We start from the raw sequence: 21,620 nt of genomic DNA, 5'->3' as shown, positions 1-21,620 counted from the left end.
TAAAATTGACGTTGGTGTTGGGATTGAATCTGGTATACTGGTTAGCAGAATAAAAAAGAGGATGATAAAAGTGGAACATAGAATTGATTGGGATCAGTACTTTATGATGCAGGCGGCCTTGCTGGCTTCCCGCAGTACCTGCCAGCGACTGTCAGTTGGCGCTGTCTTGGTTCGTGACAAGCGGATTATTGCTGGTGGGTACAATGGCTCGGTTTCAGGTGATGATCACTGTCTGGACGCGGGCTGCTATTTGCGTGACGGTCATTGCGTGCGGACGATTCATGCCGAAATGAATGCAATTTTGCAATGTGCCAAGTTTGGTGCCTCAACGGATGGCGCCAGCCTTTATGTCACTGATTTTCCTTGCTTGCAGTGTACTAAGAGTCTTTTGCAGGCTGGAATCAAAGAGATCAATTATATCCGCAATTATCATAACGACGACTATGCAATGAAGCTGATTCGCTTGAAGCATGTCGCTTTACACCAGATCAAACTTGATACCAACATTTTGGAAGAAGCCCATTTGGATCAGTACATTAATCCGCAAAAGCCATTTGAGGATTGATTGATTCACGGTGGCTTTTTCCTGCCCTAACCGCTGCTTTAGTTACCGGAATCGTCTTGGGCAGTCAGCTGTGGCTGAATCTGCTGCTGTTTTATCTGATGTTTCGCGTTTGGACGCTACATGATTTTGCAACGATCAGATTGGTGCTTTTAGCGGGTTTAACGGCGAGCCTGGTTTGCGGCTGTGCGCTTTACAATGCTCGAAATAAGCCGCTGAGAACGCCACAGCCGGTAGAATGCAATTTTAAGGTACTGCCTGATCAAGTCGTAGTTAATGGCAACCTGATTCAGATGCAGGGCACCAATCTGGATTCTGGCGAGCGCGAATCAGTGGTTCTAAGACTGCGTTCTTCTCAAGAAAAGGCGGCGCTGATTCATAACCAAGCCGTGCTTTTTTGGCAGATTAAAGGCCAAGAACAGCCAATCATTGGACCTACCAATTTTGGCCAATTTGACTACCAAAAGTATCAATGGCGGCACCATATCTATAATGAGATTCGGGCACAAAAATGGCGTTGGCAGCCGCAAAAACCGCATACGCTGATTGAACGCTGTCATTGTTTAAGAATTTGCCTGCATCAGTATTTTCAGACGCTGCCATCGCCGCTGAGCGAGTATTGCGATAGTCTGATCATTGGCCTTAATACCTTTAAGACTACGCAGCTGCTGAGTTCAGTCAAAAAACTGGGTGTGATTCATCTATTTTGCATCTCAGGAATGCACGTGGTTTTATTGATTGAAATTTTAAGAGGACTTTTGATTCGGTTACGATTTAATATTGAAACGATCGACTGGCTTTTAATCGTTCTGCTGCCGCTTTATCTGATTATTGGTGGTGGTGCGGCCAGTCTGATTCGGGCCTCGATCATGGCTGAAGTGCGCCTTTTAAGTCACCGGCTGCGTTTTTCGAGAGTCGATGCCTGGTCGATCAGTCTGCTGATCGGCATTCTGCTTGATCCATACGTTTTGTTGACGCTCGGCGGACAATTGAGCTATTTGATGTCTTTGCTGATGCCATTGTCGCTAAGAAACGTTTCGGATCTAAAAAGAGCATTTTGGCTGAATCTGGTTAGTCTGCCCAGTCTGTTTCATTACATTTATGAGGTACACTTATTAAGCATGCTGATTAGCTGGCTTTTGATCCCGTTATTCGGCACGGTGCTGTTTCCGCTTACGCTGTTGGCGGCTTTAACTGCCAACTGGCTGCCGCTTTTGGCATATAGTTTCAATGAAATGCTAAAACTGCTGCATCGGATTTTGGACCAATTGGCAGCTGGGCCAGGCATGCTGGTGTTTGGTCAACTGTCTTCGCTTGGGGCCATTATAATTCTGCTTTTTTCTTTGTGGCTGTTGGCAGGGCCTGCTAAAAAAAGCAGCTGGTATATTTTGGCTGCTGCTTATTGCGTGGCTTTTATGTCGATTCATCTACCGCCAGCTGGTGAGGTGACGTTTGTAGATATTGGCCAAGGCGACTGTGCGATTGTTCGGACACCGTTTAATCGCCAAGTAGTGATGATTGATACGGGTGGTCGGCTGCTATATCGCTTGCCGCAGTGGGCCAAGAGTCAGACGACCAGCGATATGGCAGCCAGAACTTCGATCAGTTATTTAAAGAGTCGTGGAATTACGCGACTTGATGCCATTTATCTAAGCCACAGCGATGCTGATCATATTGGCTATCTGCCAACTGTACTCAAATCAATGCACGTTAGAGAAGTGCTGGTTCCTAGTGGAATGGAACATAATCCGAAATTTCAGCGCTTGGTCAGCCAGCCGCTTAAAGTCATACCGGTACGAGCTGATCAGCAGCCTGATGATCTGCCATTAAAGGTGCTGCATCCATTTAAATCTGGGACGGGCAAAAATGAAGACTCAATGGTGCTGACAGGACGCTTTGGATCACTTGACTTTGTTTTTACCGGTGATCTGGATCGCAAAGGAGAACGGGCCGTTATTGACCGTTATCCGCAACTGAGTGCCGATGTGTTGAAGTTAAGCCACCATGGCAGTCGGACTGGCAGCGATCCAAAATTTCTAAGCTGCCTGCAGCCGCGTTATGGTGTTATCTCAGCCGGTCGCTTTAATCGCTATGGTCATCCTAATTCCGTGACGATAAAAAATCTGCGGCGTTTGGGGATTATGCCGATTTCAACGCAGCAGTATGGGATGATCAGCTATTATTACTATCAAAATCATGGATACTGGAAAACCAGACTAAAAGGGGATGAATTAAAATGGATGTTGCCACCTTACGCCAACAGCTAAGCAGCCAGACGCCGGCAATGATCTATGTGGTATTGGGAACGCAAGGGATTTTACAGCAACAGGCGCATGATGCTTTTATGAATCTGATTCCTGAAGCAGAGCGGGTGATGAACGTTGGCAGCTATGATATGGAGACAACGTCGCTTTCAGTTGCGCTTGATGATGCAATGTCGGCACCGTTTTTTGGCGAACGGCGACTGGTTTTTATTAATAAACCATATTTTTTGACGGGCAATCCTGCCAAGGTCAAGGTCAATCATGATTTAGACGCGTTCAAGGAATATTTGAAGCATCCTGAGCCGACAACAATTCTAGTTTTGATGGCACCTTATGAAAAACTTGACAATCGCAAGGGACTGGTTAAGGAGCTGAAGAAGATTGCCGTTGAGATCAGCGCGGCACCTTTAAGCGAACAGGACGCCCGCCATCAGGTTGAACAAAAGCTCTTAGGTGATGGCTACCGCTTGGAAAATGGTGCGATGGATGAACTGGTCAGACGCACCAATGCCGACTATGGCTTGATGATGGGGAACGTTGAGAAACTGGAGCTTTTGGCCTATCAGAGCAAACGCATCAAACGTGATGACGTGATGGGGCTGGTGCCACAGTCATTGGATGAGAACGTCTTTGATCTGATCACGGCAGTCTTAAAAAGGGACCAAGCCAAGGCGTTGGATATCTATCAGCAGCTTTTGGAAACCAATCACGAGCCGCTGCAGTTGAACGCATTATTGGTCAGTCAGTTTCGACTGTTGATTCAGATTAAGGTATTGAGCAAGCGGGGATTGAGTCAGGGAACGCTGGCTAGTCGGCTTAAAGTTCATCCATATCGGGTTAAGCTAGGTATGCAGACGGCGCGCCGCTTTCAAATGAATGATTTGGTAAGAGCCTATTTAGGGCTTATTCGCTGTGAAAAAGCCTTAAAAACGACTTCACGTGAGCCAGAACTGCTGTTTCAGCTGTTTATGCTGCAGTTTGCTAAAAAAGCTGGGTAAACAAAAAACCGATGCCGTTGAGACATCGGTTTTTTGTTTTATATAAGCACTACTTGTTGTAACGAGCCGTCAGACGGGACTTGTCACGAGCAGCCTTGTTTGCCTTGATCAGGCCCTTGGAGTGGGCACGGTCAATAGCGGAAATAGCTGCCTTGTACAGGTCGTCAAGGTTTTCGGCGCCGGCTACCTTAGCCTTGTCGAACTTCTTAACAGCCGTGCGCATTTCGCTCATTTGGGAAGCGTTGCGTGCTTGGGCCTTTTCGCTGGTCCGTACACGTTCGATTGCTGATTTGATGATTGGCATGAATTTCACCTCCGTTAACCCGGTTTAATTAGTTGACCAGAATTTTTCAACATTTGTCATTATACAAAAGTCAGTTGGCGATTGCAATAGTCTTAGTCCTATCGTTTGAAAAAAGGCTTTGTTGGTTGCAATTTTGCCAATAATCCGTTATATTATCAAAGGCTGCAAAAAACGGCCCATGCCTCTTCTCGGTTCAGCGATCCTCACCGACGCTTTACCTAGAACTTGGCGCATTAAAAATTTGAAAGGTGGGAATAGCAACATGGCTATCTCTAAAGAACGCAAAAACGAAATCATCAAGGAATACGCTACGCACGAAGGCGACACGGGTTCAACTCAAGTTCAAGTTGCCGTATTGACTGCTGACATTAACGAACTGAACAACCACCTGCGTACGCACAAGCACGACTACCATTCACAACGTGGTCTGATGAAGAAGATCGGTCACCGTCGTAACCTGCTGGCTTACCTGCGTCGTACTGACCTGCAAGCTTACCGTGAACTGATCAAGCGTCTGGGCCTGCGTCGTTAATTCTAACGCCTGTTCAGATTCTAAGTCTCGACAAAAGTCGGGGCTTTTTTTATTGCTCTTTTTAAAATTTTTCGCGGATGGAATGGTTAATTATCAATCTGTGTTGATTCTGTGGTAAGATGAATAACAGCAATTATGAACGAATAAATTGCCATGAGCCGTCCAGGACCGTGGCGCGTTTAAATACAATCATAAAGGAGCAAACATGAGCAAGATTAAGATTACGCCTTTTGGGGGCGTGCACGAAAACGGCAAAAACATGTATGCCGTTGAGGTTGACGAACAGATTTTTATTTTGGACTGCGGTTTAAAATATCCGGAAAATGAACTGATGGGAATTGATGTGGTCGTACCGGACTGGTCATTTTTAAAGGAAAGTGCCGATCGAATCGTTGGGGTCTTTTTAACCCAGGGCCATGCCGATGCAATTGGCGGCCTGCCATATTTCTTGGCTGATTTTAACGTACCGGTATTTGGGAGTGAATTAACGATTGCCTTGGCTAAGCTTGCCGTTAAAGACAGCGCCGACAAGAAAGTTAAAAAATTTAATGACTTCCATGTCGTTGATGCTGCAACTGAAATCGACTTCAACGATGTTACGGTTTCATTCTTTAAGACCACGCACTCGATCCCTGATACCATGGGGATTGTTTTACAGACCCCAGAAGGCAACATTGTCTACACGGGTGACTTTAAGTTTGATCAAACGGCTGCAGAAGGCTACCGGACCGACCTGGCTCGTCTTGCGCAGATTGGCCAACAGGGTGTCTTGCTTTTGCTGTCTGATTCGGCTGGTTCAGGCATCACTGGCATGAACACCAAGGAAAAAGACATTGCAGCCTACATTCAAGATACTTTTGAAGCTGCTCCAGGACGCGTAGTCGTTGCCAGCGTAGCCTCAAATATTATGCGCGTTCAGCAGATTTTAAACGCGGCTGCGGCAACGGGACGCAAGGTGATTCTTTCTGGCCACGACCTGGAACAGATCATTGACACGGCTATGTCCCTTAATAAGCTGAAGATGCCAGAAGACGACCTGCTGATTACGCTGGAAGAAGCCAAGAAATTGCCGCCAGAAGAACTGATTGTCTTAGAAACGGGCAAGATGGGTGAGCCAATCAAGGCACTGCAGCAGATTGCCAATGGTGACAATAAAAACATCACGCTCAACGAAAACGATCTGGTTTTTGTTACAACGACACCATCATATGCGATGGAAACAACAGTGCAAAAGACTGAGGACATGCTTTATCGGACCGGTGCCAGCGTCAAGTTTATTGCAGCTGATCTGAATCCATCTGGGCATGCCAACCAAAACGATGAGCAGCTGATGCTTAACTTTATGCGGCCACAATGGTTTATGCCAATTCAGGGTGAATATCGCCTGCTTGATCAGCATGCCATTTTAGCTGAAGAGGTTGGCATTCCGGCTGACCATATCTTTTTGACCAATAAAGGCGATGTTTTGACCTATGAAGATGGGGCTTTTCATTTAGGAGCCCACGTTGAGGTCGGCAATACCATGATTGATGGTACCGGAGTTGGTGATATCGGCAATATCGTGCTGCGCGATCGTCGTGTATTGTCTGAGGATGGCATCTTTGTAGTCGTGGCAACGATTGACCGCAAAAAGAAAAAGATCGTGGCCCGGCCACAGATTACCTCCCGCGGTTTTGTTTTCGTTAAGACCAACCGGCAGCTGATGAAGCAAAGTGCCGATCTGGTTGAAAAAGTCGTGCAGGAAAACCTTGATCAAAAAGAGTTTGACTGGACGCATCTTAAATCTGACGTGCGCGAAAAGCTGAATCGTTTCCTCTTCAATCAAACGAAGCGTCACCCGGTAATTCTGCCGGTGATTATGGAAATCAACCAGCATCCAAAACGCAAGAATCATTCTAAAAAGACTAATGACAAGGCCAATGAAGAATCAACGGCCAAAAAGACTGTCGCTAAGCGTCGCGGACGGGGCCGCGGAGCCAAGCGTCAGCGCAAGACCGAAGCCAAGGCAGGCAAATAATCAGCAGCGTGAGCATCAGCAAGTGCTCGCGCTGTTTGGTTTTCAGAAAGGAATTTTAAGATTATGACGCCTTTACAACAAGAGCAGTTTCATCAAGCAGATCAGCTGCTTGACCAGCAGCACTATCATGAGGCCGCCCAACGGTTTGCCGCTTTGTATGAAGAGGTTGACGAGTTTGCGGTTAATCGCCAGCTGGTAAGAGCATTATATGAAGATCAGCAGTACGCTGAGGCTGCTTCTTATGCAGTTGAGCACCTTAATGACTATGTGACTTCTAAGGAGCTGATGCAGCTATTGATCAACGTTGAGCTGCATGCCCAAGCGTTTATCGACGTACGCGTGCAGCTGAATGCACTGCCAAAATGGCATGATAAATTCATTAGCCAGGTCGAGCAGGCCGAAAATGAGTTTGCTGCTCGCTATCAGACAACGCTGAACAACCAGCTAAAGCAGTTCTACCACTTAGGCGATGGCAGTTTTACCGAACAGCAGCGTCGTTTTAGAGATGCCAGTCACCTGCCGCTTAAGCAGTATCTGATTGGGGCCAAGTTTCTGGTTCGCGATCCGTTTGTCAATCCGTTGATTAGATCAAGCCTGATGCAGATGCTGCAGCGATTGCATCTTACGGGAAAGATTATGATCTATTGGCTGGATGAGCAGGAGCATTTGATTGATCTGGAAAAACTATCGGATGTCGAAGCAATACCAGTTGTTTCACAGGTTGAAAAAATGATCAAACAAGATTTCAGCCAGCAGGATCCATTGTCATATCAGATGTTTAATCAAGAATTTCACTTGCAGCTGGCCTATTTATATCCACTGGTTGAATTGGCAATTTCTGACGCAGGTGCTTGGTATCGGGCTTTGACGGCTTATTCTAAAAGTACCGATCAAGATCAAGACGTTGTTTTAGCTAAACGGTGGCAGAATCAGATTGCGCGTCTGGCTCAGCAACTGGGCATGCATTAAAAAGTTTCGGTTAAATTCATTTACAAATCAGGATAGAGCTGATATTATAATTAAGAATTCTTTCGGAAAACCGGTTTTTAAACTTTTAATTGGCTCCCGGAAGTAGTACAATTTTCATTAAGGGTGTGTCAGACAATGATTTGGTTGTCTGGCATTATACTTGTAATTTATCAGGAGGATTTCATTAATGGCTGAAAAAGAACATTATGAACGTACTAAACCCCATGTAAACATTGGTACTATTGGCCACGTTGACCATGGTAAGACTACTCTGACTGCTGCTATCACGAAGGTTCTGGCAGAAAAGGGTCTGGCAAAGGCTGAAGACTACGCTGATATCGACAACGCTCCAGAAGAAAAGGAACGTGGTATCACTATCAACACGGCCCACGTTGAATACGAAACGGAAACGCGTCACTACGCACACATCGATGCCCCTGGTCACGCTGACTACGTTAAGAACATGATCACTGGTGCCGCACAAATGGATGGTGCTATCCTGGTTGTTGCTGCTACTGACGGTCCTATGCCACAAACTCGTGAACACATTCTGTTGGCTCGTCAAGTTGGTGTTCAATACATCGTTGTGTTCCTGAACAAGACTGACTTGGTTGACGACGACGAACTGGTTGACTTGGTTGAAATGGAAGTTCGCGACCTGCTGAGCGAATACGATTTCCCTGGCGATGACATTCCAGTTGTTCGTGGTTCTGCTTTGAAGGCTCTGGAAGGTGACCCTGAACAAGAAAAGGTTATCCTGCACCTGATGGATGTTATCGACGAATACATCCCAACTCCAAAGCGTCCTACTGACAAGCCATTCATGCTGCCAATCGAAGACGTCTTCACTATCACTGGTCGTGGTACTGTTGTTTCCGGTCGTATCGACCGTGGGACTGTTAAGGTCGGCGACGAAGTTGAAATCGTTGGTCTGAAGGACGAAATCCTGAAGTCTACTGTTACGGGTGTTGAAATGTTCCACAAGACGCTGGACCTTGGTGAAGCCGGGGACAACGTTGGTGTTCTGCTGCGTGGTATCGGCCACGACCAAGTAGAACGTGGTCAAGTTCTGGCACAACCAGGCTCCATCCAAACGCACAAGAACTTCAAGGGTGAAGTCTACGTTATGACGAAGGAAGAAGGGGGCCGTCACACGCCATTCTTCTCCAACTACCGTCCACAATTCTACTTCCACACTACTGACGTTACGGGTACGATCGAACTGCCAGATGGTGTAGAAATGGTTATGCCTGGGGACAACGTTACGTTCACTGTTTCCCTGCAAAAGCCAGTTGCCATTGAAAAGGGTCTGAAGTTCACGATTCGTGAAGGTGGCCACACTGTTGGTGCCGGTGTCGTTTCTGACATCCTGGACTAATTTCAAATTAGTGCAATTAATAAAAGAGCAAGCAGATTTCTGCTTGCTCTTTTTTGTTTTTTTATGGGTCTTTGTCAAATCGTATTGGTGAAGATCAATTCCCTGCTTCAAAAATGAAGTGGGGAATTTTTAGGCACGGATACAGTCAATACGTTGTACCAGACCGAAATCACTGATATGACTCTCATAATCGCTAAAAATTGAGTCAATGATATCCAGTCGGGGATGGATTAGTTATAGCCAGAGCAACAACTAAAAAACATTTTTGATTTATTCTTACCAGGCTTGTACGTTGATGGCCTGTTTTTTTATTTCCGAACAATCGCATTTAAACCCTTTTACAAAAGCCAATTTAAAAATCAAATGCGAACATTCGTAATTTTATCGTTTTAATCTATTGCAAAAATCCGAAAATTGTTGCATAATCAAATCTTGTTTATTGGATTAAATGCATAGGAGATGAATTTTAATGGGTCAAAGCACGAATAACTCGCCTGCTTCTACCAATATTTTAGAGAAATGGTTTCATTTAAGCGAGCAGGGCACGACGATCAAGCGTGAGCTGCTCGCGGGTCTGACGACTTTTGTTTCAATGGCCTACATTCTGTTTGTTAATCCCAGCGTCTTGGGAATGGCCGGCATGAATAAGGGCGCGGTTTTTACGGCAACGGCATTATCTGCAATTATCGGCTGTTTATTGATGGCATTTTTAGCCAATTATCCGATTGCCATTGCGCCTGGTCTTGGTGATAACGCGTTCTTTACATACTCGGTGGTTCTGGCAATGGGGATCTCATGGCAGACCGCGATGGCTGGTGTTTTTGTAGCATCGGTAATCTTTACGATCCTTTCTTTGATGAAGGTGCGTGAAGCCGTAATCAACGCGATTCCGCATGATTTGAAACTGGCCATTGCGGCTGGGATTGGTCTGTTCATTGCTTTTGTTGGACTACAGGGCGGTGGTCTGGTCGTTGCCAGCAAGAGCTCATTGGTTCAATTGGGCTCACTGACGGTACCAACGACCTGGCTGACGATTTTTGGGGTCTTAGCGATTGCGCTTTTGATGGCTAAGCGGGTTCCTGGATCAATCTTTATCGGGATGATTCTGACAACGCTGCTGGGCTTGTTTACGGGCCTGATTAAGATGCCTGCTCATATTATTTCGTTAGCTCCTTCCATGAAGCCGACTTTTGGCGTGGCACTGACCAGCCTGGGCAAGGTTAATACGCCGCAGATGTGGGCCGTGGTGCTGATCTTTCTTTTGGTGGCATTCTTTGACACAGCCGGAACGCTGGTGGGCTTAGCTCAACAGGCTGGTTTGATGAAAAACGACCGAATGCCGCGGATTGGTCAGGCTTTGATGGCTGATTCGATTTCCATGCTGAGTGGTTCGGTAATGGGGACTACGCCAACGGCAGCCTACGTTGAATCATCGGCTGGGATTGCCGTTGGTGGTCGAACGGGATTGACTGCGTTGACGGTCGGCGTTTTGTTTGCTTTCAGTCTGCTGTTCAGCCCACTTTTGACGGTGGTTACGACTCAAGTTACGGCACCAGCCCTGATTATTGTTGGCTCATTGATGGCCAGTTCATTGGCTGGCATTGATTGGCTTCATTTTGAAATTGCCTTTCCAGCATTTATGGTGGTTGCCGGCATGCCTTTGACCTACAATATTTCTTACGGGATTGCGTTTGGTTTTATTCTCTACCCACTGACGATGACGGTTGCAGGGCGGCGTAAAGAAATCAACTGGATCATGTGGACATTGCTCTTTGTCTTTATCTTGATGCTGTACGTCTTAAACGTATTACCATAACGACTATTAAAATGGCTCGATCGAAAGCGGTCGTGCCTTTTTTGTAATATTTTTGATATAGATATAAATGAAAGGTCTCAGTCATGATAAAAAAATCGGAATTAAAACACCTGATTGATGTAGCAGCCGGTCGCGTACCGGCTGACGTGGTGATTAGAAATGCGCAGATCGTGGATGTCTTTTTAGGAACTATTCGGCAAGGTGACGTAGCATTGGCAGCTGGTTATATTGCCGGTATCAGTGAACATTATGAAGGACAGCAGGTGGTTGATCTGGCTGGACGCTTTTTGCTGCCAGGGTTGATTGATGCTCACATTCATGTGGAATCTTCCTATGTTTCGCCTGAGGAATTCAGTCGGATCTTTGTACCATGCGGGACGACAACTGCTTTATGCGATCCGCATGAAATTGTCAATGTTGCCGGTTTGAAAGGCTTGGAATACATGGAGCAGGCTGCCAAGCTGGCAAAAATGGATATTCGTTACCTGATGCCTTCTTGCGTGCCTTCGACTCCTTTTGAGCATGCCGGCGCCAACCTTAGTGCTTTAGATATGGAACCGGCTTTAAAAAATGGTACCGTGGATGGCTTGGCTGAATTAATGAACTATGTCGGCGTCGTCAATAATGATGACAAGATGATTGACGAGGTTATCCTGGCCAAAAAGTATCGTCGGCGGATCGATGGTCATGCACCGCAAGTCTTTGGCAAACTGCTGAATGCCTATGCGGCTGCGGGCGTAGCTAATGATCATGAATGCTCAACGGTTCAAGAAGCTAAAGATCGTCTGGCTTGCGGGATGTATGTTCTGCTTCGGCAAGGAACCACTGAACATGATCTGAAAAATCTCTTGCCGGTCGTAAACCCGCAAACTGTTCGCCATTGTCTTTTGGCTGGCGATGACGTCCAAGCTGTTACGGCAATGACTTTGGGCCATCTGGATAATAGTATTCGCATCTGTATTGAACAAGGTGTTTCACCAATTACGGCTATTCAGATGGCAACGCTGAACGCAGCTGAATACTGCGGGTTAAATGATCGAGGCGCCATTGCCTCCGGCAGACGAGCTGATTTAGTAGTCGTAGACGATTTGAGAAGTTTTCATGTGGAACAGACTTGGATCAAAGGTGAGAAGGTGGCTCAAGATGGCCAGTATCTGCCAAAGGTTCAACGCTATCCAATCGATGCGCTGGCAGCTTCCATGCATGTAAAGCCATTAGCCAGCGAATGTTTTAAGCTGCATCTGACTGGTAAGCCGGTGCGGACGATTGAAGTAATTCCTGGTGAGGTTTTGACAGGTACAAAAATCTGTCAAGTCAGTCATGATGAAACTGGTGATTTTGTCTACGATCCAGCTCAAGATGTGACCAAGCTGGCAGTTATTGAGCGCCATCATGCGACCGGCAAAATGTGTACGGCACTGGTCAGCGGCTATGGCATCAAGCATGGCGCGATTGCCATTTCAATTGGCCATGATTCACACAACATCATGGTTACCGGAGTCAGTGATAACGAGATGCATGCAGCCGTTGCTGAATTGATCAAACAAGGTGGCGGCGTTGTCATGGTCAAGGATCAAGAGCCGATTGCGCGGATGCCATTGCCAATTGCTGGCTTGATGAGCGATCAGCCAGCTGAAAAAGTCGTGGCCGCGCAAAACGAGATCAACCGAGCCGCCCATGATGAGCTGGAAATTCCCGCCAACGTTGATCCGGTTATGTCACTGAGCTTTTTGCCATTGGCAGTGATTCCAGAATTAAAATTAACCGATGAGGGACTGTTTGACGTTGCCAATGGTCGGTTTGTCACGCTCGAAGTCGACGATCAGGCTTAAATTAGCGATAATTAACGCGAATAGTTGAAATCCAGGGCACTGTACGGTAAACTATTAAAGTATGTACGGGTCGCTGTCATTTATGTTATAAGCAGCGACCAGTTGAAAACTGCAAGTTATTGGAGGAAATGAAATGTCAGCAAAATGGGAACGCGACAGCGAAGCCAGCAAAGGGACATTAACTTTTGAAATCGACGTTGAAACGGCTAAGAAGGGTATTGACCAAGCCTTTAAGCGGACGCAAAAACGGATCACGGTTCCTGGTTTCCGTAAGGGCCACGTGCCACGTCAACTGTTTAACCAAATGTACGGTGAAGAAGCTCTGTACCAAGATGCTTTGAACATCGTGCTGCCAAAGGCTTACGAAGATGCTGTTAAAGAAACCGGTATCGAACCAGTTGACCAGCCACAAATCGATGTTAAGAGTCTGGAAAAGGGTCAGCCATGGGTACTGACTGCCGAAGTTGCCGTTAAGCCAGAAGTTAAGCTGGGCGACTACAAGGGTATGGAAGTTCCAGCTCAAGACACGACGGTTTCCGACAAGGAAGTTGAAGACGAATTGGAATCCAAGCGTCAACAACAAGCTGAACTGGTTCTGAAAGAAGACCAACCAGCTGAAAACGGCGACACGGTCGTTATCGACTATGTAGGTTCCGTTGATGGCGAAAAGTTTGACGGCGGCTCTGCTGACAACTACTCGCTGGAACTGGGTTCAGGCGCCTTTATTCCAGGCTTTGAAGACCAACTGGTTGGCCACAAGTCTGGCGAAGACGTTGAAGTTAAGGTAACCTTCCCTGAAGAATACCATGCACAAGACCTGGCCGGTAAAGAAGCCGTCTTTGAAGTCAAGCTGCATGAAGTCAAGGAAAAGCAACTGCCAGAAATGGACGACGAATTTGCCAAGGACGTCGACGAAGACGTTGACACGCTTGACGAATTGAAGGAAAAGACGAAGAAGCAGCTGCAAGAACAAAAAGAAGACGCTGCTCACGCTGCCATTGAAGATGCTGCCATCGAAGCTGCTGTCAACAACGCTGAAACGGAAGAAATTCCACAAGCAATGCTGGACGATGACACGGACCGTCAAGTACAACAATACCTGATGGGGATGCAGCAACAAGGCATCAACCCTAAGATGTACTTCCAAATCACGGGTACGACTGAAGACGACCTGCGCAAGCAATTTGCTAACGATGCTGCCAAGCGGGTTAAGACCAACCTGGTTCTGGAAGCCATCGTTAAGGATGCCAATCTGGAAGCAACCGATGAAGACATCGATGCTGAAATCAAGGACTTGGCTGCTCAATACGGTATGGAAGAAGATGCCGTTAAGAAGGCTCTGTCCAAGGATATGCTGAGTCACGACATTCAAATCAAGAAGGCCGTTGACCTGGTTACGGATTCTGCTAAGCAAGTTGAATCCAAGGACGCAGAAGAAGACAAGTAATCTTTGACATTGCGTTAAAAACAGTTGCGATCAGCACTGTTAAAACAACATAGGGGCCCAGCGTTCGGTTATCCGGGTGCTGGGCCCTGTTGTCGTACTGAGTCGATCAATTTTTGGGTTTAAGCCAGTCTGTCATAACGATGATGGTTTGAATTATTCGAAATTTGACCGACAGTTTGGTATGATAAACACAATCATTTTAAGAGGAGGACGCAAGATGTTTGAAGATACCAGTGGCATGGATGCCGTGCACTGTTCTTTTTGTGGCAAGTCGCAAGACGAAGTAAAAAAGATCGTTGCCGGTCCTGGCGTCTACATTTGCAACGAGTGTGTCGATCTTTGCCAGCAGATTATTGAACAAGAGCTGGCCGAAGATCACGCTAACGAAACTTTCCGCGTACCAACGCCGGCTGAAATCGTCAAGGAGCTTAACGACTATGTGATTGGGCAAGACGATGCAAAAAAGACGCTGGCCGTAGCGGTATACAACCACTATAAGCGGGTCAATGCCATGATGACGGGCGACAACAACGAAACTGATCTGCAAAAGAGCAACATTGCCATTATTGGGCCAACGGGTTCTGGGAAGACCTATCTGGCACAATCACTGGCAAAGATTTTGAACGTGCCATTTGCGATCGCTGATGCGACTACCTTAACTGAAGCCGGCTATGTCGGTGAGGACGTTGAAAACATCATTTTGAAGCTTTTACAGGCTGCTGACTTTGATGTTGAACGGGCTGAAAAGGGCATTATCTATATTGATGAAATTGATAAGATTGCCAAAAAAGGCGAAAATGTCTCGATTACTCGTGACGTTTCCGGCGAAGGGGTTCAGCAGGCATTGCTTAAGATTCTGGAAGGCACGATTGCCAACGTTCCGCCGCAGGGTGGCCGTAAACATCCGCAACAGGAGTTTATTCAAGTTGATACCAGCAATATTTTGTTCATTGTTGGTGGGGCCTTTGATGGAATTGAAAATATTGTCAAGGAACGCCTGGGTGACAAGACGATTGGTTTTGGAACGGATACTGGCGAGCTGCAGGACGTCAACGAAAAGAACATCCTACAACACGTCATTCCAGAAGATCTGCTTAAGTTTGGGCTGATTCCTGAGTTCATCGGCCGCCTGCCCGTTTTGACGGCGCTGCAAAAATTGGATGAGGATGATCTGGTTCGCATCTTAACCGAGCCAAAGAATGCGCTGGTCAAGCAGTATCAAGAACTGATTCGTTTGGATGGCAGTCAGCTGCAGTTTACGGATGGTGCCTTGCGGGCAATGGCTCAGTTGGCGATCAAGCGAAATACTGGTGCGCGGGGCCTGCGTTCGATCATTGAAGACGTAATGCGAGACGTCATGTTTGATCTGCCAAGCCGTAACGACGTTGCCAAGGTCGTAATTGACAAGCGCTGCGTGGAAAGCCATGGCGAGCCGCGTTACGTATTAAAGGACGAAAAAGCTTCATAACAGGCAAAAAGGGTCAGCAGTGGCCCTTTTTTAACGGAGGAAAAACAGATTATGGAAGTTCATCACGTTGACTTAACGATCAGCGCGGTTGCTGAAGAACAGTATCCGAAGACTGACTACCCAGAGATTGCTTTGGTTGGTCGGTCGAATGTCGGCAAGTCTTCTTTGACCAATGTCTTGATCAATCGCAAAAACTTCGCTCATACCTCTAGTCAGCCCGGCAAGACACAGACGCTGAACTTTTATAACGTTGAAGATCAGCTCTTTTTTGTCGATGTCCCTGGCTATGGCTATGCCAAGGTCTCCAAAAAGCAGCGCGAAAAATTTGGCAAGATGATTGAGACTTATCTGACCACACGTCCGCAGCTAAAGGGTGTAATTGAATTGGTTGATGCTCGTCACGCACCAAGCGACGATGACGTAGCCATGTATCAGTGGCTGAAATACTACCAGGTACCGCTTTTGGTAGTCGGCACCAAGATCGATAAAGTCAAACCTAGCGCACGAACGAAATCGATCTCACAGATTACCAAGACGCTGGGGCTGACTGACACGCCACTGCAGCTTTTCTCGGCTGAGACCAAATTCGGCAAGGATGAAGTCTGGCAATGGATTGAAGCTCGCATGCACGATCGAAAATAGCAGTTTTTGATCAATCAGTCATGAATCAGCAAAAAGGGCCCCATGTCCGGAACTGACCGGATACGGGACCCTCTTGCTTTCTTATGATGCAAAATGATTATTGCTTGTTTTTGTCGCTGGCTTCTGTCTGGTCAGCCGACTTGGCCTTTTCCTTGGCTTTTTCTTTTGGATCGATTGCCAAGTCGTTGAACAGTTTTTCCAGCTTTTGATTGCGTTGTGTTACCAAACCCATGGCTGGCCCTCCTTTAATTGCTGCTTGCAAATATCCTATCACAAACTGGAAATGACGTAAATCAACTTACAGGCGATTCTTTTGCGACCAGCTGCCAGTCTGTACTAGAATTAAAGATAATTAACTAATTGGAGGCGTTCAATGACCACACAGCGAGTGGAGCATAAGCTGATGCTGCTGCCGGATAAGCCCGGATGCTATTTAATGAAAGACATCAATGGTCAGATCATCTATGTCGGCAAGGCAAAGAATCTCAAGAACCGGGTCCGCTCGTATTTTAAGAGCAGTCATACGGGGAAAGTTGCGGCAATGGTTGATCAGGTCGCGGATTTTGATATCATTACCACCGATTCTAACAAAGAGAGCTTTCTGCTTGAGATTACACTGATTCAAAAACATCAGCCTTACTATAACATCAAGCTTAAACGTGGAACCGGCTATCCTTACATCAAGATCACCAATGAGCGTGACCCGCGAATTGAGATTACCGGTCAGATAAAAAAAGATGGTGCCTATTATTTTGGCCCTTATCCAAACGTCTACGCAGCGGAAGAAACGCTGCACTTTATTCAAAAGGTCTATCCGCTGCGCCGCTGCCGAGGACATCAAGGACGGCCCTGCCTTTACTATCACATGGGACAATGTCTGGGTGCCTGTTTTAAAGAAGTTCCGCGGGAAGACTATGATGCCCAGATCAAAAAAATCAAGTCGTTTCTAAATGGCAACACTGCCAGCGTCAAGCGTCAGCTGTTGGCCAAGATGAAACAGGCTAGTGCTGATCTTGAATTTGAAAGAGCGGCCGAGATTCGCGATCAATTGCACTATATCAAGGTCACGGTTGAAAAACAAAAAATCATTACCAACGATAAAACGCCGCGTGATCTGTTCAACTTTTATATGGACAAAGGCTGGCTGAGTATTCAAGTGTTCTTTATTCGCCAGGCAAGACTGATGAAACGAGAAAAGCGGCTGTTTCCGATAGTCGACACGGCAGCTGAAGAAATGACCAGCTTTATTCTGCAGTTTTATAACCGTAAAAACAATATTCTGCCTAAAGAAATTCTCTTGCCAGCCGGGCTGCCCAATCATGAAATCAGTGAGATTCTGGGCGTACCGGTGCGAACGCCGCAGCGGGGAGAAAAACGTGATCTGATGCATATGGCTTATGAAAACGCCCAATTACAGCTGAATGAGAAATTTCGGCTGCTGGAAATGGATCAGGCTAAAACCAGTGGCGCAATGAAAGAGATTACGGATGCTTTAGGCCTTTCAGAATGCCATAAAATCGAGGCCTTTGACCACTCGCATATTCAAGGCGCCGATCCGGTCAGTGCCATGGTAGTCTTTATTGATGGCGAGCCGGTCAAAAAGCTGTATCGTAAGTATAAATTAAAAACGGTAATCGATCATGCGGATGAAGCTGCCAGCACGCGTGAAGTGATTCGGCGTCGCTACAGCCGGCTGCTTAAAGAGGGCCAGCCCATGCCCGATCTGATTTTTATGGATGGGGGCGAGATTCAGATGGACGCGGCCCGCGATGTCTTGGAAAACGAGCTGAACCTGGCAATTCCGGTCGTGGGGATGGTTAAAAACGATAAGCATAAAACGGCTGATCTTTTATATGGTCAAGACGATCATCACGTTCATCTAGATCCACGCAGTCAAGGCTTTTACCTGGTACAGCGGATTCAAGACGAGGTGCACCGATTTGCAATTACCTTTCATCGCAGCGTGCATACCAAGCATTCACTGAGTTCCCGACTGGATGAGATCAAAGGCGTGGGGCCAAGAACGCGCAATAAGCTGTTAAAAGCGTATGGCTCATTGGATCGAATTGCTGATGCCAAGGTTGAGGATATTCAGGCACTGGGGATCAATCAAAAGACGGCTCAATTGATCAAAATATCTTTGCAGGGCAAGGCAGACGTGGCAAAAGGCAGCAGTCATGACTGATTTTGACGCCCGCATGATTTTTCCTTATACTAGACTTAGTAGTCACTATTTTAAGAACGGAGAATATTTTTCATGGCTAACATGTTTGTGGATCAAATAAAAATTGAAGCCCATGCCGGAAAAGGCGGTAATGGGATGGTGGCTTTTCGGCGCGAAAAGTACGTTCCCAACGGTGGACCAGCTGGGGGCGATGGTGGACGCGGCGGCAGCATCATTTTAAAGGTCGATCCTGGCTTGCGAACTTTGATGGATTTTCGCTACCACCGGATTTTTAAGGCTAAAAATGGCCAAAACGGGATGAGCAAGCAGATGACGGGAGCAGCCGCCTCTGATCTGGTCGTGGCCGTGCCCGAGGGAACCACGGTACGCGATCTGGATACGGGTGCGATCATGGGTGATCTGACTCAGCCTGGCCAGAAATTGGTAATTGCCAAGGGCGGTCGTGGCGGTCGCGGCAACATTCACTTTGCCTCAGCCAAAAATCCGGCACCGGAAATTGCCGAAAATGGTGAACCAGGTGAGGATCGCTATTTGGAATTGGAATTAAAGATGCTGGCCGATGTCGGTTTGATCGGGTTCCCATCTGTGGGCAAATCAACGCTGCTTTCTGTTGTTACGGGAGCCAAGCCTAAGATTGCCGCCTATGAATTTACGACGCTGGTGCCTAATTTAGGGATGGTCATGCTGCCAGATGGTCGCGATTTTGCGATGGCTGACATGCCTGGCTTGATTGAAGGCGCGTCTAAAGGGGTTGGTTTGGGCTTGACGTTTTTGCGTCACATTGAACGTACGCGAGTCTTGCTGCACTTGATCGATATGGGCAGTCAAGACCCCGAACAGGCCATTGAGCGCTATCACCAGATCAATCATGAATTGGCCGCGTATGATCCGGAGCTGTTGAAACGACCGCAGATCATCGTTGCTACTAAGATGGATCTGCCTGACGCAACGGAAAACCTGGCACACTTTAAAGAAATGCTGGCCCAAGACGATACGTTTGCAAAGATGCCGCCGGTTGTGCCGATCAGTGCGATTACGCATCAAGGCGTGCAGGGACTGATGCAGATGACAGCGGACCTGCTTGATCAGACGCCAGCCTTTGACAGCGAGCACCATGACAAGCTGACAAGCGTCGAATACCGCGCCAAGGAAGCCGAACCAGACTTTACGATTACTCGTGACGATGACGGCACCTGGGTTTTAGGCGGCGAAAAACTGACACGTCTGTTTAAGATGTCCAACCTTGATCATGAAGACGGTCAGCTGCGATTTGCTCGGCAGCTGCGGCATATGGGCGTTGACGATGCATTGCGGGCTAAGGGCATCGAAAATGGTGACTTGGTACGAATTGAAAAGTTTGTTTTTGAATTTGTCCAATAATCGACGATAATAGAAGACAGAATAGGAAAATGATTTATGCAGATTGAATTCTTAGGAACCGGTGCCGGGTCGCCAAGCAAGCAGCGCAACGTTTCCAGCATTGCCTTGAAGCTGTTGGAAGAACGCAATGCAGTCTGGCTGTTTGACTGTGGTGAGGCTACTCAGCACCAGATCTTGCGGACGACGATTCGCCCCCGCAAGATTGAAAAAATTTTTATCAGCCATCTTCACGGTGACCATATTTTTGGCCTGCCGGGTCTGCTTAGCTCACGATCGTTTCAAGGCGGCAATGAGCCATTGACGATCTATGGCCCAGTTGGCATCAAGGAGTTTGTCAAGACCGCGTTAAAAGTCAGCGAGTCGCGTTTGAGCTATCCGTTGAAATTCGTTGAGTTGCGCGATGATGGCGAGATTTTTAGCGACAAGACGTTTACGGTTTATACCAAAAAACTAAATCACAAAATCGCCTGTTTTGGCTATCGGGTGGTTGAGCATGATCATCCCGGCGAATTGCAGGTCGAAAAGCTGCGGGCTGCCAAAGTGCCATCAGGACCGATCTATGGGCAGCTTAAAGCCGGTAAGGTCGTTGAGCTGCCGGATGGACGAGTGCTGGATGGTCATGACTTTATCGGCGAGCCGCAAAAAGGCCGTGTGATTACGATTATCAGTGATACGCGTCATACGCCAGCAGCCATTGAACTGGCTGAAGATGCCGACGTCTTGATTCATGAAGGTACTTTTGCCAAGGATGAAACCAAGATGGCGCGCAGCTACTACCATTCAACCAGTGGTCAGGCGGCAATGACGGCGAAAAAGGCGCATGCCAAGAAACTGCTGCTGACGCATATCTCGGCACGCTATACCGGCAGGGCGGCCTATCAGCTGGCCTACCAGGTTCGCGATATATTCCCCGACACGCGCGTCGTTAATGATTTTGATATAGTTGACGTACCATTTAAATAGAGGTGATGGCAATGATGAAGCGAATGAAGGCATTACGGATGCTGCGCAATAAGGTTGTTTTGATTACTGGCGGATCCAGCGGCATTGGCAAAGAACTGGCTTTAGAAGCAGCCAGACGCGGTGCAATCGTTGTGGTTTGCGCGCGTGATCTGGAAAAGCTCAATCAGGTTGCCCAACAATGTCTGATTCTTTCCGGTCGCCCATCATTTGCCTATCAGCTAGACGTTACGGATCCAGACCGGGTTGACAAAGTATTGAATACGATTCGGCATGAGGTTGGCGAGATTGATGTTTTGGTCAATGCTGCTGGGGTAGGCGATTTTACTGCGGTTAAAAGCCAATCGCGGTCAGTCATGAAACGTATGGTTGACGTCAACTTGCTGGCGCTGATGTATCTGAGTCGTTGTGTGGCTAAGCAGATGATGGATCAAGGATTTGGCGCCATTATCAATCTAGGCTCTTTGGATGGCAAGATACCGACCCCGAATGCCGCTGCCTATTCAGCAACTAAGGCCGGCGTGATCCAATTTGACAATATTTTACGCATGGAAGTAGCTGACTATGGCGTCCAGGTTTTGACCGTCAATCCGGGGCCCGTTGCCACGTCATTTTTTGACAAGGCAGATTCTGATGGCAGCTATCTGAGCAAACTGCCACGCTGGATGATCGTGCAGCCGGCGGAACTGGCCAAGCAGGTTTGGGCTCATGTTGGCTATGAGACCCGTGAGATTAACGTACCAGGCTGGACTTTCTGGCTTTCATGGGGCTATCAGGTGTGGCCAGGACTTGGCGATTGGGCAATCAAAAAGTTCTTTGACTATCAGCAGGACAAGAGCAGTCTATAAACAGACGACGACCGGGAC

Annotated in this window: 18 protein-coding genes; 16 read left to right on the top strand and 2 right to left on the bottom strand. The window is 47.2% G+C overall.

The features are described from left to right. Positions 1–70: 70 nt before the first annotated feature. Genes ACLUWI_RS07900 through holA form a run of 3 tightly spaced genes read left to right on the top strand, consistent with a single transcriptional unit; the run spans position 71 to position 3,824 of the window. The gene (locus tag ACLUWI_RS07900) at positions 71–565 is read left to right on the top strand and encodes a ComE operon protein 2 (protein ID WP_412146855.1); all 495 of its coding nucleotides are present in this window, start codon (positions 71–73) and stop codon (positions 563–565) included. Further along, the gene (locus ACLUWI_RS07895; protein ID WP_412146854.1) at positions 562–2,829 is read left to right on the top strand and encodes a DNA internalization-related competence protein ComEC/Rec2; all 2,268 of its coding nucleotides are present in this window, start codon (positions 562–564) and stop codon (positions 2,827–2,829) included. Before ACLUWI_RS07900 ends, ACLUWI_RS07895 begins: the two co-directional genes overlap by 4 nt. Beyond that, positions 2,799–3,824, top strand: a complete 1,026-nt coding sequence (holA, locus tag ACLUWI_RS07890) for a DNA polymerase III subunit delta (protein ID WP_412146853.1) — start codon at positions 2,799–2,801, stop codon at positions 3,822–3,824. Before ACLUWI_RS07895 ends, holA begins: the two co-directional genes overlap by 31 nt. A 49-nt stretch (positions 3,825–3,873) precedes the next feature. On the opposite strand, the gene rpsT is transcribed toward holA, so the two are convergent. Further along, positions 3,874–4,128 carry a 30S ribosomal protein S20 gene (rpsT, locus tag ACLUWI_RS07885; RefSeq protein ID WP_006499740.1) on the bottom strand — a complete coding sequence of 85 codons (255 nt, stop codon included), beginning with the start codon at positions 4,126–4,128 and terminating at the stop codon, positions 3,874–3,876. A gap of 262 nt (positions 4,129–4,390) precedes the next feature. On the opposite strand from rpsT, the gene rpsO reads away from it, so the two are divergent. The 9 genes from rpsO (at position 4,391) to yihA (ending at position 16,229) form a co-directional block, all read left to right on the top strand. Continuing rightward, complete coding sequence (gene rpsO / locus ACLUWI_RS07880) at positions 4,391–4,660, top strand: 30S ribosomal protein S15 (protein ID WP_006499741.1); 270 nt, start codon at positions 4,391–4,393, stop codon at positions 4,658–4,660. A gap of 205 nt (positions 4,661–4,865) precedes the next feature. Beyond that, on the top strand, positions 4,866–6,677 hold the full coding sequence (locus ACLUWI_RS07875) for a ribonuclease J (RefSeq protein WP_412146852.1): 1,812 nt from the start codon (positions 4,866–4,868) through the stop codon (positions 6,675–6,677). Positions 6,678–6,740: 63 nt separating this feature from the next. Then, entirely contained in the window at positions 6,741–7,646 is a 906-nt protein-coding gene (locus tag ACLUWI_RS07870; protein ID WP_412146851.1) for a hypothetical protein, read from the top strand. A gap of 187 nt (positions 7,647–7,833) precedes the next feature. Continuing rightward, positions 7,834–9,024: an elongation factor Tu gene (gene tuf, locus ACLUWI_RS07865; RefSeq protein ID WP_006499744.1), complete on the top strand. Its 1,191-nt coding sequence runs from the start codon at positions 7,834–7,836 to the stop codon at positions 9,022–9,024. Positions 9,025–9,493: 469 nt separating this feature from the next. Next, complete coding sequence (locus ACLUWI_RS07860; RefSeq protein ID WP_412146850.1) at positions 9,494–10,840, top strand: NCS2 family permease; 1,347 nt, start codon at positions 9,494–9,496, stop codon at positions 10,838–10,840. 86 nt (positions 10,841–10,926) lie between these two features. Next, complete coding sequence (gene ade / locus ACLUWI_RS07855; RefSeq protein ID WP_412146858.1) at positions 10,927–12,672, top strand: adenine deaminase; 1,746 nt, start codon at positions 10,927–10,929, stop codon at positions 12,670–12,672. A 133-nt stretch (positions 12,673–12,805) separates the two neighbouring features. Further along, positions 12,806–14,119 (top strand): trigger factor, encoded by a 1,314-nt coding sequence (gene tig / locus ACLUWI_RS07850; protein ID WP_006499748.1) that lies wholly within the window; start codon positions 12,806–12,808, stop codon positions 14,117–14,119. Between the two features lie 217 nt (positions 14,120–14,336). Then, positions 14,337–15,587, top strand: coding sequence for an ATP-dependent Clp protease ATP-binding subunit ClpX (gene clpX / locus ACLUWI_RS07845; protein ID WP_006499749.1), 1,251 nt, complete (start codon positions 14,337–14,339; stop codon positions 15,585–15,587). Between the two features lie 51 nt (positions 15,588–15,638). Next, positions 15,639–16,229 (top strand): ribosome biogenesis GTP-binding protein YihA/YsxC, encoded by a 591-nt coding sequence (gene yihA / locus ACLUWI_RS07840; RefSeq protein WP_412146849.1) that lies wholly within the window; start codon positions 15,639–15,641, stop codon positions 16,227–16,229. Positions 16,230–16,326: 97 nt separating this feature from the next. Here yihA and ACLUWI_RS07835 read toward each other — a convergent pair whose 3' ends face one another. Next, positions 16,327–16,461 carry an SPJ_0845 family protein gene (locus ACLUWI_RS07835; protein WP_258442021.1) on the bottom strand — a complete coding sequence of 45 codons (135 nt, stop codon included), beginning with the start codon at positions 16,459–16,461 and terminating at the stop codon, positions 16,327–16,329. A gap of 141 nt (positions 16,462–16,602) precedes the next feature. On the opposite strand from ACLUWI_RS07835, the gene uvrC reads away from it, so the two are divergent. The 4 genes from uvrC (at position 16,603) to ACLUWI_RS07815 (ending at position 21,602) form a co-directional block, all read left to right on the top strand. After that, positions 16,603–18,414 (top strand): excinuclease ABC subunit UvrC, encoded by a 1,812-nt coding sequence (gene uvrC / locus ACLUWI_RS07830; protein ID WP_412146848.1) that lies wholly within the window; start codon positions 16,603–16,605, stop codon positions 18,412–18,414. A gap of 81 nt (positions 18,415–18,495) precedes the next feature. After that, on the top strand, positions 18,496–19,794 hold the full coding sequence (gene obgE, locus ACLUWI_RS07825; protein WP_412146857.1) for a GTPase ObgE: 1,299 nt from the start codon (positions 18,496–18,498) through the stop codon (positions 19,792–19,794). A gap of 36 nt (positions 19,795–19,830) precedes the next feature. Then, entirely contained in the window at positions 19,831–20,757 is a 927-nt protein-coding gene (gene rnz / locus ACLUWI_RS07820; protein WP_412146847.1) for a ribonuclease Z, read from the top strand. Between the two features lie 11 nt (positions 20,758–20,768). Next, positions 20,769–21,602 carry an SDR family NAD(P)-dependent oxidoreductase gene (locus ACLUWI_RS07815; protein ID WP_412146846.1) on the top strand — a complete coding sequence of 278 codons (834 nt, stop codon included), beginning with the start codon at positions 20,769–20,771 and terminating at the stop codon, positions 21,600–21,602. Positions 21,603–21,620 lie beyond the last annotated feature (18 nt).

This window comes from Limosilactobacillus mucosae (assembly GCF_046939755.1).
Lineage (GTDB): Bacteria > Bacillota > Bacilli > Lactobacillales > Lactobacillaceae > Limosilactobacillus > Limosilactobacillus mucosae_A.
Note: the sequence above shows the minus strand (reverse complement) of the source record. Positions and strands in the feature narration are given on the sequence as shown.